The sequence below is a fragment of the Streptomyces arenae genome (assembly GCF_022343545.1).
GTDB classification, from domain to species: Bacteria; Actinomycetota; Actinomycetes; order Streptomycetales; family Streptomycetaceae; genus Streptomyces; species Streptomyces humi.
In genome coordinates, this window is sequence record NZ_JAKQYH010000044.1 from 44,888 (window position 1) to 58,447 (window position 13,560).

Here is a 13,560-nt window from a genome sequence, read left to right on the forward strand (position 1 = left end):
TGTGATCGCTGGCACGTTGCGTAACCATCGCGGTGGCGCTGCACTGAATCCATGCTGACGCGAATCGACCACATCGGGATCGCCTGCCACGACCTCGACGCGACCGTCGAGTTCTACCGGGCCACGTACGGCTTCGAGGTGTTCCACACCGAGGTCAACGAGGAACAGGGCGTGCGCGAGGCCATGCTCAAGATCAACGAGACGTCCGACGGAGGCGCCTCCTACCTGCAGCTTCTGGAGCCGACCCGGGAGGACTCGGCGGTCGGGAAGTGGCTCGCGAAGAACGGCGAGGGGGTGCACCACATCGCCTTCGGCACGGCGGACGTCGACGCCGACGCCGCGGACATCCGTTCCAAGGGCGTACGCGTTCTGTACGAGGAGCCACGGCGCGGCTCCATGGGGTCGCGGATCACCTTCCTGCATCCCAAGGATTGCCACGGAGTACTGACAGAACTGGTCACTTCGGCGGCTGTTGAGTCACCTGAGCACTGACCCTCGTACATATGGGCCGGTAGGGTTGGGGGCGGTCGTCCCTTCGCAGGTTCGCAGGGCCGGGGCGGCCGCATGCCGGGGTCCGGGTTTCGGGGGACGAGCGTCGGGGCAGCAGCCCGTGCTCCGCCGTTGATCTGACACCATTCCCCGGGGGCCCCGTTCGGCGGAAGGACGGAGCTCGTACGGAGAAGGTTGCGACCAGGGGACGGATGGGACCGCGCAGTGCGGGGCTACGAGAGCCAGGAGCGAGAGCCGGCGGCTGACGTCGACCACCTCTCTCGGTTCGAGGCCGAGATGAAGCGGCTGAAGACCGAGCGGGAAAAGGCGATCCAGCATGCCGAGGACCTCGGCTACCAGGTCGAGGTGCTGCGCGCCAAGCTGCACGAGGCGCGGCGCACCATCATGTCCCGGCCCGCGTTCGACGGCGGTGACATCGGCTACCAGGCCGAGCAGATGCTCCGCAACGCCCAGATGCAGGCCGACCAGATCCGCCAGGAGGCGGAGCGGGTGGCCGCGGAGGCCCGGGCGCAGACCCAGCGGATCCTCCAGGAGCACGCCGAGCAGGCCGCGCGGCTCCAGTCGGAGCTGCACCAGGAGGCGGTGACCCGCCGCCAGCAGCTCGACCAGGAGCTGGCCGAGCGCCGCCAGACCGTCGAGTCGCACGTCAACGAGAACGTGGCGTGGGCCGAGCAGCTGCGGGCGCGCACCGAGTCCCAGGCCCGCCGGCTGCTCGACGAGTCGCGGGCCGAGGCCGAGCAGGCCATGGCGGCCGCCCGCGCCGAGGCCGAGCGGCTGACGAACGAGGCCCGGCAGCGGCTGAGCAACGACACCGAGGCCGCGCGCACGGAGGCCGAGCAGATCCTGCTGCGTGCCCGCCGGGACGCCGAGCGGCTGCTGAACGCGGCCTCCACCCAGGCCCAGGAGGCCACCGACCACGCGGAGCAGCTGCGCAACTCGACGGCGACGGAGTCCGATTCGGCCCGTCGGCAGGCCACTGAGCTGAGCCGGGCCGCCGAGCAGCGGATGGCGGAGGCCGAGGAGGCGCTGCGCAAGGCGCAGTCCGAGGCCGAGAAGCTGGTCACCGAGGCCGAGGCCACCGCCGCCAAGGCCCTGGCGAGCGCCGAGGCCACCAACGAGCAGCGCACCCGCACGGCCAAGGAGCAGGTCGCCCGGCTGGTCACCGAGGCCACCAAGGACGCCGAGGTCACCAAGGCGGACGCCGAGCAGATCGTCACGGACGCCAAGGCCGAGGCCGAGAAGATCATCGCGGAGGCCTCCGAGAAGGCCCGCACCCTCACCGCCGAGGAGAGCGCCTCCCAGCTGTCCAAGGCCGCCAAGACCGCCGAGGACGTCCTCAACCGGGCGGCCGAGGAGGCCAAGCGGACCACCAAGGCCGCCGCCGAGGAGGCCGAGCGGATCCGCACCGAGGCGGAGACCGAGGCGGACCGGCTGCGTGCCGAGGCCCACGACATCGCCGAGGGCCTCAAGGGCGCCGCGAAGGACGACACCAAGGAGTACCGCGCCAAGACGGTCGAGCTCCAGGAGGAGGCCCGTCGGCTGCGCGGCGAGGCCGAGCAGCTGCGTGCCGACGCGGTCGCCGAGGGCGAGTCGATCCGTGCCGAGGCCCGGCGCGAGGCGGTGCAGCAGATCGAGGAGGCGGCCAAGTCCGCCGAGGAGCTGCTCGCCAAGGCCAAGGCCGACGCCGACGAGCTGCGGCAGACCGCCACCACGGACAGCGAGAAGGTCCGCACCGAGGCCATCGAGCGGGCGACCGCGCTGCGCCGGCAGGCCGAGGAGACCCTGGAGCGTACCCGGCAGGAGGCCGACCGGCTCCGCGCGGAGGCCCAGGAGCAGGCCGACCGGGTCCAGGCGGACGCCGAGCGGGCCGCGGCCGAGCTGCGCGAGGAGACCGAGCGGGGCGTCGAGGCGCGGCGCGCGGAGGCCGCCGAGGAGCTGGCCCGCCTGCACACCGAGGCCGAGGACCGGCTGGCGGGCGCCGAGCGGTCGCTGACCGAGGCCCGCGAGGAGGCCGGCCGGATCCGCCGGGAGGCCGCCGAGGAGAGCGAGCGCCTGCGGTCCGAGGCCGCCGAGCGCATCCGTACGCTCCAGCAGCAGGCGGAGACCGAGGCCGAGCGGCTGCGCGACGAGGCCGCCGCGGACGCCTCCGCGTCCCGTGCCGAGGGCGAGAGCATCGCCGTACGGCTGCGGTCCGAGGCCGCGGCCGAGGCGGAGCGGCTCAAGCAGGAGGCGCAGGACACCGCGGACCGGGTCCGTGCCGAGGCGCAGGCGGCCGCCGAGCGGCTGTCCACCGAGGCGTCCGAGACGCTGGCCGCCGCGCAGGAGGAGGCCACCCGGCGCCGTCGCGAGGCCGAGGAACTCCTCGGTTCCGCCCGGCAGGAGGCCGACCAGGAGCGGGAGCGCGCCCGCGAGCAGAGCGAGGACCTGCTCGCCTCCGCCCGCAACCGGGTCGAGGAGGCGCAGGCCGAGGCGGTGCGGCTGGTCGAGGAGGCGGACCGGCGGGCCACCGAGATGGTGTCGGCCGCCGAACTCCACGCCCAGCAGGTGCGGGACTCGGTCTCCGGGCTGCACGAGCAGGCGCAGGAGGAGATCAGCGGGCTGCGCTCGGCCGCCGAGCACGCGGCGGACCGCACCCGGCGGGAGGCCGAGGAGGAGGCGGACCGGGTCCGCGCCGACGCCTACGCCGAGCGGGAGCGGGCCAGCGAGGACGCGACCCGGATCCGGCGGGAGTCCAGCGAGGCCTCGGAGGCGGCGAAGGCGCTCGCCGAGCGGACCGTCGCCGAGGCCATGGCCGAGTCCGAGCGGCTGCGGTCCGAGGCGGCCGCGCACGCCCAGCGGGTGCGCACCGAGGCCTCCGACAGCATCGCCCAGGCCGAGCAGGACGCCGCCCGTGCCCGGGCCGAGGCCCGGGAGGACGCCAACCGGATCCGTTCCGACGCGGCCACCCAGGCCGACACCCTCATCACGGAAGCCCGCAACGAGGCCGAACTCCTCCAGAACGAGACCATCGCCGAGGCCGACCGCGTCCGCGCGGACGCCATCGCCAAGGCGGAGAAGCTGATCTCGGACGCCACCGGGGACGCGGAGCGGCTGCGTGCCGAGGCCGCCGAGACGGTCGGATCGGCCCAGTTGCACGCCGACCGCACCCGCAGTGACGCCGAGCGGCTCAAGGCGGAGGCGGAGGCGGAGGCCGAGCGCATGGTCAACGCCGCGCGCGAGGAGTCCGACCGGACGCTCGACGAGGCCCGCAAGGACGCCAACAAGCGGCGCCAGGACGTGGCCGAGCAGGTGGACACGCTCATCAACGAGACCACCGCCGAGGCCGACAAGCTGCTCACGGAGGCGCAGGCGCAGGCCCACAAGACCACCGCGGACGCCGAGGCGCAGGCCGACCTCATGGTGGGCGCGGCCCGCAAGGAGGCCGACCGGCTGGTGTCCGAGGCCACGGTCGAGGGCAACTCGCGGGTGGAGAAGGCCCGTACGGACGCGGACGAACTGCTCGTCGGTGCCCGCCGGGACGCCACCGCCATAAGGGAGCGGGCCGAGGAGCTGCGGGACCGCATCACCAGCGAGATCGAGGAGCTGCACGAGCGGGCCCGCCGTGAGGCGGCCGAGACCATGAAGTCCACCGGTGACCGCTGCGACGCGCTGATCAAGGCCGCCGAGGAGCAGCTCGCCAAGGCCCAGGTCAAGGCGAAGGAACTGGTCTCGGAGGCCAACTCCGAGGCGGGCAAGGTCCGGATCGCGGCCGTCAAGAAGGCGGAGGGGCTGCTCAAGGAGGCCGAGCAGAAGAAGGCCACGCTGGTGCGGGAGGCCGAGGAGCTCAAGGCCGAGGCGATCCGCGAGGCCCGGCGCACGGTCGAGGAGGGCAAGCGCGAGCTGGAGATCCTGGAGCGCCGGCGGGAGAACATCAACGGCGAGATCTCCCGTGTCCAGGACGTCCTGGAGGCGTTGGAGTCCTTCGAGGCCCCGTCGGGCAGCAAGGACGGCGGGGTCAAGGCGGGCAGTTCGGTGGGTGCCCCCCGATCGGGTGGCAAGTCGTCAGAAGGCTAGGGACCAAGGGTGATTCTGTAGCTGTCTGAGGCGTTTGCCCGTTTCATCCGCTGAGGCTTTGGCAAGCGTTCTCACAGCCAGCCACCCAAAAGGGGTGTCATTCTCCAGATCAAACGCGCATCCGCTCGATGACACACCGCTTTCGCCCCTAGGATTCCACCTATCACCTCACCGGTCTCACTCGACAGGAAACCCATGAGCGACACTTCCCCCTACGGCTTCGAGCTAGTGCGGCGTGGGTACGACCGCGCTCAGGTGGACGAACGGATCTCCAAGCTCGTCTCCGACCGTGACAGCGCTCTCGCCCGCATCACCGCTCTGGAAAAGCGCATCGAGGAGCTCCACCTCGAGACGCAGAACGCCCAGGCCGCCGTTACCGACGCCGAGCCGTCGTACGCCGGTCTCGGCGCGCGTGTCGAGAAGATCCTCCGCCTCGCCGAGGAAGAGGCGAAGGACCTGCGCGAGGAGGCCCGCCGGGCCGCCGAGCAGCACCGCGAGCTCGCCGAGTCGGCGGCCCAGCAGGTGCGCAACGACGCAGAATCGTTCGCTGCGGAGCGCAAGGCCAAGGCCGAGGACGAGGGCGTCCGGATCGTCGAGAAGGCCAAGAGCGACGCGTCGCAGCTGCGCTCCGAGGCTCAGAAGGACGCGCAGTCGAAGCGCGAGGAGGCGGACGCCCTCTTCGAGGAGACCCGCGCCAAGGCCGCGCAGGCCGCCGCCGACTTCGAGACGAACCTCGCGAAGCGCCGCGAGCAGTCCGAGCGTGACCTGGCGTCCCGTCAGCAGAAGGCCGAGAAGCGCCTCGCGGAGATCGAGCACCGCGCCGAGCAGCTCCGCCTGGAGGCCGAGAAGCTCCGTACGGACGCCGAGCGCCGGGCGCGTCAGACCGTCGAGACGGCACAGCGTCAGGCCGAGGACATCGTCGCGGACGCGAACGCCAAGGCCGACCGGATCCGTTCGGAATCGGAGCGTGAGCTCGCCGCGCTGACGAACCGTCGCGACAGCATCAACGCCCAGCTGACCAACGTCCGCGAGATGCTGGCGACGCTGACGGGCGCCGCGGTGGCCGCGGCCGGCTCCCCGACCGAGGACGAGCCGATCTCCCGCGGGGTCCCGGCCCAGCAGTCCCGGTAAGCCCTGGCGACACCCGGCGACACCGAGGCCCGCATTCCCTACGGGGGTGCGGGCTTTCGTCATGGGCCGCGGGAGGGGACGGTCGGTCCGGGGCGGCTGGCCCTCGTCGCCGACGTGCGGGCCGGTGGGGGCTGGTCGCGCAGTTCCCCGCGCCCCTGAAGGGGCGCCGGTGGACGCCCCTGAAAGGGGCGCGGGGAACTGCGCGAGCAACCACACACAACCCGCACCCGGCTACACCGTCCGCCCCCGCGGCGCCACTCCCCCGATTTCCACCAGCACACTCTCAGGGGCCGCTCAGGTGGCAGCCCCCGCACCCCGGTCATAGCGTGACCGCATGATCGAACTGGCGGGCCTGACCAAGCGCTACGGCGACAGGACGGCGGTCGACGACCTCACCTTCGCCGTGCGGCCCGGCATCGTGACCGGGTTCCTCGGGCCCAACGGCGCCGGGAAGTCCACCACCATGCGGATGATCCTCGGCCTCGACCACCCCACCTCCGGCCGGGTCCGGATCGACGGCAAGCGGTACGAGCAGCTCAGGGACCCGCTGACGTACCTGGGTGCGCTGCTCGACGCCAAGGCGGTGCACGGCGGCCGGAGCGCCTACAACCACCTGCTGTGCCTCGCGCAGAGCAACGGCATCCCGAAGGCACGCGTCGCCGAGGTGCTGGACACCGTCGGCCTCACCGCCGTCGCGAAGAAGAAGGCCAAGGGGTTCTCGCTCGGCATGGGGCAGCGGCTCGGGATCGCCGGTGCGCTGCTGGGCGACCCGCGGATCCTGATGTTCGACGAACCGGTGAACGGCCTCGACCCCGAGGGCATCCACTGGATCCGGACCCTGATGAAGTCGCTGGCCGCGCAGGGGCGGACGGTGTTCGTCTCCTCCCACCTGATGAGCGAGATGGCACTGACCGCCGACCACCTCGTCGTCATCGGACAGGGCCGGCTGCTCGCCGACACCTCCATGGCCGATTTCATCCGGGCGAACTCACGGTCGTACGTCCGGGTCCGCTCCCCGCAGCGCGAGCGGCTGCTCGACGTGCTGCACCGGGCCGGGATCACCGTCGTGGAGACGGACACCGGGGCGCTGGAGGCCGAGGGCGGGAAGGCCGAACCGATCGGGGAGCTCGCCGGCCGGCACGGGATCGTGCTGCACGAGCTGAGCACCCAGCAGGCCTCGCTGGAGGAGGCGTTCATGCGGCTGACCGCGGAGACGGTGGAGTACCACGCGCACGCCGACTCGCCCCCGGCGCCGCGGGCCTGGGGCGCCGGCTGGGACAGGGGAGCCTGAGATGGCGGTCGTCACCCAGGTCGTACGGTCGGAATGGACCAAGATCCGGTCGGTCGCGTCGACCGTGTGGACACTGTCGCTGGCCGTCGTGGTCACCGTGGCGCTCGGGATGCTGCTGTCCGCGCTGGCGAACAGTCAGTTCGGCAACATGCCCGTGCGGGAGCGGCTCTCCTTCGACCCGACGAACATCAGCTTCGCCGGGATGACCCTGGGCCAGCTCGCGATGATCGTGTTCGGGGTGCTGGTGGTGTCCAACGAGTACAGCACCGGCATGATCCGCACCTCGCTGGCCGCCGTGCCGCAGCGGGCCACCTTCCTGTTCAGCAAGATCGCGGTGGCGACGGCCCTGGTGCTGGTGGTCGGCATGGTGACCAGCTTCGCCGCCTTCTTCCTGGGACAGGCGATGCTCGGCCCGCACCGGGCGTACCTCGGTGACCCGGGGGTGCTGCGCGCGGTCGTCGGCGGCGGGCTCTACATGACGCTCATCGCGGTGTTCTCGATGGGCGTGGCCACGATGCTGCGCTCGCCGATGCTGTCGCTGGGCATCCTGATGCCGTTCTTCTTCCTGATCTCCAACATCCTCGGCAACGTCGACGCGACCAAGAAGATCGGCCGGTTCCTGCCGGACCAGGCGGGCAGCCATGTCATGCAGGTGGTGCCGAGGGTCGGCGACGAGGTCCCCTACGGTCCCTGGGGCGGGCTCGGCATCATGGGGCTGTGGGTGGTCGCCGCGCTCGCCGGCGGTTACGTGCTGCTGAAGAGACGGGACGCCCAGTGAGGCGGCGGGACGCCCGGTGACCTGACCGGTACGGACCGGCTTTGCCAGCTCTTGATGGGAACCGTCAGCGCCCCGATATCCTCCTAACCCTTACGGGGGCGTCTGCCCTGCTGTCCTGATCCTTTCGATGGGTGCGGAGCATGATCGAGGCTGTCGGCCTGACCAAGCGATACGGCGACAAGACCGCCGTGTACAACCTTTCCTTCCAGGTACGGCCCGGAGCCGTCACCGGCTTCCTCGGGCCCAACGGCTCGGGCAAGTCGACGACCATGCGGATGATCCTCGGTCTGGACAACCCGACCGCCGGCTCGGTCACCATCGGCGGCTACCCGTACCGCAAGCTGCCCAACGCCGCCCGCCAGGTCGGCGCGCTGCTCGACGCCAAGGCCGTGCACGGCGGCCGGTCCGCCCGCAACCACCTGCTCTCGCTGGCCCAGCTGTCCGCGATCCCGGCCCGCCGGGTGGACGAGGTGCTCGGCGTGGTGGGCCTCCAGGACGTGGCCGGGAAGCGCTCCAAGGGCTTCTCGCTCGGCATGGGCCAGCGCCTCGGCATCGCCGCCGCGCTGCTCGGCGACCCCCAGGTGCTGCTCTTCGACGAGCCGGTCAACGGCCTCGACCCGGAGGGCATCCTGTGGGTGCGCAACCTGATGAAGTCGCTGGCCGCCGAGGGCCGCACGGTCTTCGTCTCCTCCCACCTGATGAGCGAGATGGCGCTGACCGCCGACCACCTCATCGTGATCGGGCGCGGCCAGCTGCTCGCCGACATGAGCGTGACCGACTTCATCTCGGCCAACTCCGCCGACTTCGCGAGAGTCCGCACCCCGGACACCGAGCCGCAGCTGCGCGAGAAGCTCACCTCGGCGCTGACCGAGGCCGGCGGCCACGTGCTGCCCGAGCAGGACGGCGCGCTGCGGGTGACCGGCCTGCCGCTGCCGCGCATCGCCGACCTCGCGCACGAGGCGGACGTACGGCTGTGGGAGCTCTCCCCGCACCAGGCCTCCCTGGAGGAGGCGTACATGCGGATGACGCAGGGCGCCGTCGACTACCGGTCCACCGCCGACGAGCTGGCCGGCTTCCAGCCGCCGCTGCCGCCCGGCGCGCAGCCGCCGATGCCGGTGCCCGGGCAGGGCCAGCCGGGCTGGTACGCCCCGCCGCCGCCCCAGCAGGGCAGCGGGCCCTTCCCCGGGGCGTACGGCGCCCCGGGGGCACCCGCCAGTCCGTACGGCGCTCCGCAGGCCCCCCAGGGCCCCTACGGCGCTCCGAACCCCTATGCGGCGCCCGTTGCCGCGCCGGTGCCGCCCGCGGCCGCCACGCCCGCACCGGCGGCGCCCGCACCCGCGCCCTCCCCCGCCGCTCCCGCCCCCGCCTCCGCCGACCTGACCAAGCCCGAGGACGCCCGATGAGCACCCACCAGCCCGTGACGCCGCAGGCGGCCCCGGCCGCGCCCGAACGGCAGGCGGCGCCCGGCGGCCCGTACGCCGGCTACGTCTCGCCGATCCCGGTGGTCCGCACCCACCTCGGGCACGCGATCGGTTCCGAGTGGACGAAGATCAGGTCGGTGCGTTCGACGATATGGACGCTCGGTGTCTTCGTGGTGCTGGTCGTCGGCATCGGCCTGCTGGCCGGCGCCCTGGTCAGCGGCGCCTCGTCGTCCTCCGGCATGAGCGGTGAGAACCCGCTGTCGCTCGGCTTCTTCGGACTGCTCATCGGCAGCATGTGCATCATGACGCTGGGTGTGCTCACCACCGCCTCCGAGTACGGCACGGGCATGATCCGTACGACGACGGTGGCCTGCCCGTCGCGCGTGCGGGTGCTCGCGGCCAAGGCGATCGTCTTCTTCGCGGTCGCCTTCGTGGTCACGCTCGCGGCCAGCGCGTTCGTCGCCATGGCCCAGGCGTCCATGCTGAGCGACACCGGCGCGCGGACCCCGACGAACGAGGACTGGCTGAAGGCGACCCTGGGCGTCAGCTTCTACATGGCGCTGCTGGGGCTGCTCTCGCTGCTCGTCGGCTCGATCATCCGGCACTCCGCGGGCGCCATCACGATCATGATCGGCGCGCTGCTCGCCCCGCTGGTGATCGCGCTGTTCATGTTCTCGCAGTCGCTGGAGAAGGTGCGGAACGCCCTGTTCGAGTACTCGATCCCGAACCAGCTGAGCATCTTCTACTCCAACTCGCTGAGCCAGGACGGCCCGTCGGGCTGGGACCCGCTGTGGATCATGCTGGTGGTGACCGCGCTGGCCTTCGGCGGCGCCTTCCTGCTGCTGGAGAAGCGGGACGTGTAGCCGGCTAGAACTTCGGCGCGTTACGGGACCGCTGCACCCGCGTGGTGCGGCGGTCCTTCGCGTTCCAGCAGGCCTTGTGCCAGTGCCGGCGCTCGTCGACGCCGGAGTGCTCCGGCCAGGCCACCACGTGCGGCACGCCGGAGGGGATCACCTGGTCGCAGCCCGGGCAGCGGTACGTCTTCCCGACCGCGCTGGCGCCCGCCACATGCCGTACGCTCCACTCCTCGCCCTGCCAGCTCTCCGTGGACTGCCAGCCGCCGTAACGGTCCGTACGGTCGTCCTCGGCGCTCTGGCCGGACGAGGCCGCTCCGTTCGGGCCCTTGGGTCGGTTGCGACGCGGGGACACGGGACACCTCTCGGGGCTATACAGGAAGCACGGGCTGTGTCCAGCCTACGACGCGCACGCGGGGGTACGCGTAGGGAACCAACCCGCACAAGTCCCCCTTCAGGGCGACCCATTCTCCAGACAATCCGCAAATCTCTCCGTCAGGCCGTGTCCTCGGCACGTGTCAGACGGTTATGCCGGGTGGGGGAGCTCCGGGTAGGAGCCAGGAAAGCAGGAAATGCGATGCGCGTAGGAAGTTTTGTGCTGGCCGCCCAGTTCCCGGGCCAGGGCCAGGGGGAGGCCCTGCACCGGGCGGTGCGCACGGCGGAAGTGGCCGAAGAGGCCGGTCTGGACGCGGTCTGGCTGGCCGAGCACCACTTCGTGCCGTACGGCACGTGCCCGTCGGCGGTCACGCTGGCGGCCCTGTTGCTGGGCCGCACCCGGCGGCTGCGGGTCGGTACGGCGGTCAGCGTGCTGCCCACCGTCCACCCGGTCGCCCTGGGCGAGCAGACCGCGCTGCTCCATGTGACGAGCGGCGGCCGCTTCACGCTCGGCGTGGGGCGCGGCGGACCATGGGTGGACCTGGAGGTCTTCGGGGCCGGACTGGAGGCGTACGAACAGGGCTTCCCCGAATCACTCGATCTGCTGATGCGCTGGCTGCGCGAACCGGCCGTGTCGGCCTCCGGGCCGCGCTTCTCCTTCCGTGAAGTCCCCGTCGTACCGCGCCCGTCGGAGGCGCTGGCGGAGAACCTGGCGGAGGTGCCGGGGCCGGAGGTCGTGGTCGCCTGCACCTCGCCGGCGAGTGTCCGGCTGGCCGCCGAGCGGGGCCTGCCGATGCTGCTCGGCATGCACGTCGGGGACGAGGAGAAGGCCGAGATGGTGGCGCTGTGGCGGCAGCACGCGCGGGCCGCCGGACGGCCGGGCGACGAGATCGCCGGCGCGGCCCACGTGTCGGCCGGCGTCTGCCAGATCGCGGACAGCCGCGCCGACGCCGCGGAGACGCTGACGAAGGCGATGCCGGGCTGGCTGAAGCAGGGCCTGGAGGCCCATGTGACGGTGGACGGCCGGATTCGCTCGATGCGCGACCCGCTCGCCTACACCGAACTGCTCTGCGGGCTGCACCCGGTGGGTACCCCGCGGCTCTGCGCCGACCGGCTCGCCGCGACCTCCGAGCGGACCGGCATCTCCCGGTTCGCCCTGCTGACCGAGGGCTCGGGGGATCTGGCGGCCACGGAGGAGAACGTACGACGGCTGGGTGCCGAGGTACTCCCCAACCTCGGGTGACCCGGCCGCCGCGGGGAGCTTGCCGCCCCAGTGACTGATGCACCTCCCGCGTGTGGAGCGGCAAGCAAGCGGCTCACTGCGTCAGCAGTGGCGAAACACCGCGTCAGCAGTCCCGGAGTTCCGGGGACTGGTTCAGCAGCTGACTGCGCACCGAGGTGAAGCGGGCCAGCGTCTCGTCGACCGAGGCGTCCAGCGGGAACACCGCAACCCGGTGGCAGTTCTGGAAGGCCAGCCGCACACCGAAGTGCCGCTGCAGGGCGCCGCGTATGGCGTCACTCGCGAGCGCACGCAGCAGCTGACCGCGTGCCTGCTCGTCCGGCGGGGGCGTCTGGTTGTCGGCGAACTGTCCGCCGTCCACCTTCAGCTGGGCCACCAGGGAGCTGATCATCTCCCACGCGTAGGGCAGGGAGGTCCGGACGCAGTCGACGAATTCTGCTTCGTCGACCTCGCCTCGCTCGGCCTGTTCGAGTAGGGCCGGTGAGACGTCGAGCGACATGGGTTCTCCTCTCGCACCCCCGTACAGCAGGGGTTGCCGGACAGATAAAGGGAGTTCGCGATACCGAACACGCTGAGTACACACATCGCGACCTCCCGTTCACTACGGTAGGCAACGGACGGTGACCCCACCAGGAGATTGCGTATATGCGACGGTCCCTTTAGGCACACAATCGGCCAGGGTTGAACAGAGGTGTGCAGGCGACACGTCAGTCTCCGGTCACGGGGGCACCGGGCGAATCGCGTCCGGGGCGGCGCGTCGAGTAGCGTTGCCGACCATGCGTCTCGTCATCGCCCGGTGCTCCGTCGACTACGCCGGCCGGCTCACCGCCCACCTTCCCTCGGCTCCCCGTCTGATCCTGGTCAAGGCGGACGGCAGCGTGTCGATCCACGCGGACGACCGGGCCTACAAGCCCCTCAACTGGATGTCGCCGCCGTGCACGCTGAAGGAGGGCACCGGCGCCGAGGAAGGCGTCTGGACCGTCATCAACAAGGCGGGCGAGAAGCTCATCATCACGATGGAGGAGGTCCTGCACGACTCCTCGCACGAACTCGGCGTGGACCCTGGCCTGATCAAGGACGGCGTGGAAGCGCACCTCCAGGAGCTGCTGGCCGACCGCATCGAGACCCTCGGCGACGGCTACACCCTCATCCGGCGCGAGTACATGACCGCGATCGGCCCGGTGGACATCCTCTGCCGCGACGCCGAGGGGCAGACGGTCGCGATCGAGATCAAGCGGCGGGGCGAGATCGACGGCGTGGAACAGCTCACCCGCTACCTGGACCTCCTGAACCGCGATCCGCATCTGGCCCCGGTCCGCGGCATCTTCGCGGCCCAGGAGATCAAGCCCCAGGCGAAGGTCCTGGCCACCGACCGGGGCATCGGCTGCACGATCCTCGACTACGACGCCCTCCGAGGCATCGAGGACGACAAACTCCGCCTGTTCTGAGAGCCGCCCGAGCCACCCCCGACACGGCCGACCCGCCCCCAGACGGCCGCGCCCTCCCCACGGCAGCCGTACCTTGTTCTGGGTCCGCCGCGACGGCGGACCACCACGACGGTGCGGACCGGCGGTGCCGAACCCGCTCAGGCCGGAGCGGCACCGCCGGCCACCGCCGTGGGGGCCGAGCGCCGTCGCGGCGGTCTGGAAGTGAGCGGCGATCGGCCCTCGGCCGTCGGTCAGATGACCGTGCCGGTGGACGTGCCCGGGGTGATGCTCTCCGACGCGCTGGACGTGGTGATCGACGGGGCCTTGCTCTGGGTCCGCCGCGACGGCGGACCACCACGACGGTGCGGACCGGCGGTGCCGAAGCCGCTCAGGCCGGAGCGGCACCGCCGACCACCGCCGTGGGGGCCGAGCGCCGTCGCGGCGGTCTGGAAGTGAGCGGCGATCGGCCCTCGGCCGCCG

Annotated in this window: 12 protein-coding genes; 10 read left to right on the forward strand and 2 right to left on the reverse strand. The window is 71.8% G+C overall.

What is annotated here, in order from left to right; translation table 11 throughout:
- The first annotated feature begins 51 nt into the window (after positions 1-51).
- The 7 genes from mce (at position 52) to MB828_RS19495 (ending at position 10,047) form a co-directional block, all read left to right on the forward strand.
- Positions 52-492 carry a methylmalonyl-CoA epimerase gene (gene mce, locus MB828_RS19465; RefSeq protein ID WP_133025261.1) on the forward strand — a complete coding sequence of 147 codons (441 nt, stop codon included), beginning with the start codon at positions 52-54 and terminating at the stop codon, positions 490-492.
- A gap of 222 nt (positions 493-714) precedes the next feature.
- Positions 715-4,563: a polarized growth protein Scy gene (scy, locus tag MB828_RS19470; protein WP_301649320.1), complete on the forward strand. Its 3,849-nt coding sequence runs from the start codon at positions 715-717 to the stop codon at positions 4,561-4,563.
- 195 nt (positions 4,564-4,758) lie between these two features.
- Positions 4,759-5,694, forward strand: a complete 936-nt coding sequence (locus tag MB828_RS19475; RefSeq protein WP_133025263.1) for a cellulose-binding protein — start codon at positions 4,759-4,761, stop codon at positions 5,692-5,694.
- Between the two features lie 334 nt (positions 5,695-6,028).
- Positions 6,029-6,985: an ABC transporter ATP-binding protein gene (locus MB828_RS19480; RefSeq protein WP_301649321.1), complete on the forward strand. Its 957-nt coding sequence runs from the start codon at positions 6,029-6,031 to the stop codon at positions 6,983-6,985.
- A gap of 1 nt (position 6,986) precedes the next feature.
- On the forward strand, positions 6,987-7,763 hold the full coding sequence (locus tag MB828_RS19485; RefSeq protein ID WP_301649322.1) for an ABC transporter permease: 777 nt from the start codon (positions 6,987-6,989) through the stop codon (positions 7,761-7,763).
- 140 nt (positions 7,764-7,903) lie between these two features.
- Entirely contained in the window at positions 7,904-9,166 is a 1,263-nt protein-coding gene (locus MB828_RS19490) for an ABC transporter ATP-binding protein (protein ID WP_301649323.1), read from the forward strand.
- Positions 9,163-10,047: an ABC transporter permease gene (locus MB828_RS19495; RefSeq protein WP_301649324.1), complete on the forward strand. Its 885-nt coding sequence runs from the start codon at positions 9,163-9,165 to the stop codon at positions 10,045-10,047. Before MB828_RS19490 ends, MB828_RS19495 begins: the two co-directional genes overlap by 4 nt.
- 4 nt (positions 10,048-10,051) lie before the next feature.
- Here the strand turns inward: MB828_RS19495 and MB828_RS19500 are convergent, their stop codons facing one another.
- Positions 10,052-10,393 carry an ATP/GTP-binding protein gene (locus MB828_RS19500; protein WP_133025268.1) on the reverse strand — a complete coding sequence of 114 codons (342 nt, stop codon included), beginning with the start codon at positions 10,391-10,393 and terminating at the stop codon, positions 10,052-10,054.
- 222 nt (positions 10,394-10,615) lie between these two features.
- Here MB828_RS19500 and MB828_RS19505 point away from each other — a divergent pair, with 222 nt between their 5' ends.
- A complete protein-coding gene (locus MB828_RS19505; RefSeq protein ID WP_133025269.1) occupies positions 10,616-11,656 on the forward strand; it encodes an LLM class flavin-dependent oxidoreductase in 1,041 nt (346 codons plus the stop codon).
- 103 nt (positions 11,657-11,759) lie between these two features.
- Here MB828_RS19505 and MB828_RS19510 read toward each other — a convergent pair whose 3' ends face one another.
- Complete coding sequence (locus tag MB828_RS19510) at positions 11,760-12,152, reverse strand: SCO5389 family protein (protein WP_046734776.1); 393 nt, start codon at positions 12,150-12,152, stop codon at positions 11,760-11,762.
- A gap of 277 nt (positions 12,153-12,429) precedes the next feature.
- Here MB828_RS19510 and nucS point away from each other — a divergent pair, with 277 nt between their 5' ends.
- The gene (nucS, locus tag MB828_RS19515) at positions 12,430-13,101 is read left to right on the forward strand and encodes an endonuclease NucS (RefSeq protein ID WP_133025270.1); all 672 of its coding nucleotides are present in this window, start codon (positions 12,430-12,432) and stop codon (positions 13,099-13,101) included.
- A 111-nt stretch (positions 13,102-13,212) separates the two neighbouring features.
- The gene (locus tag MB828_RS19520) at positions 13,213-13,536 is read left to right on the forward strand and encodes a hypothetical protein (protein WP_301649325.1); all 324 of its coding nucleotides are present in this window, start codon (positions 13,213-13,215) and stop codon (positions 13,534-13,536) included.
- The last annotated feature ends 24 nt before the right edge of the window (positions 13,537-13,560 follow it).

What these genes read in the sequence shown, in the direction of transcription:
- mce (WP_133025261.1), top strand. Translation starts at nt 52, where the DNA reads ATGCTGACGCGAATCGACCACATCGGGATCGCCTGCCACGACCTCGAC.
- MB828_RS19475 (WP_133025263.1), top strand. Translation starts at nt 4,759, where the DNA reads ATGAGCGACACTTCCCCCTACGGCTTCGAGCTAGTGCGGCGTGGGTAC.
- MB828_RS19480 (WP_301649321.1), top strand. Translation starts at nt 6,029, where the DNA reads ATGATCGAACTGGCGGGCCTGACCAAGCGCTACGGCGACAGGACGGCG.
- MB828_RS19485 (WP_301649322.1), top strand. Translation starts at nt 6,987, where the DNA reads ATGGCGGTCGTCACCCAGGTCGTACGGTCGGAATGGACCAAGATCCGG.
- MB828_RS19490 (WP_301649323.1), top strand. Translation starts at nt 7,904, where the DNA reads ATGATCGAGGCTGTCGGCCTGACCAAGCGATACGGCGACAAGACCGCC.
- MB828_RS19495 (WP_301649324.1), top strand. Translation starts at nt 9,163, where the DNA reads ATGAGCACCCACCAGCCCGTGACGCCGCAGGCGGCCCCGGCCGCGCCC.
- MB828_RS19505 (WP_133025269.1), top strand. Translation starts at nt 10,616, where the DNA reads ATGCGCGTAGGAAGTTTTGTGCTGGCCGCCCAGTTCCCGGGCCAGGGC.
- MB828_RS19510 (WP_046734776.1), bottom strand. Translation starts at nt 12,152, where the DNA reads ATGTCGCTCGACGTCTCACCGGCCCTACTCGAACAGGCCGAGCGAGGC.
- nucS (WP_133025270.1), top strand. Translation starts at nt 12,430, where the DNA reads ATGCGTCTCGTCATCGCCCGGTGCTCCGTCGACTACGCCGGCCGGCTC.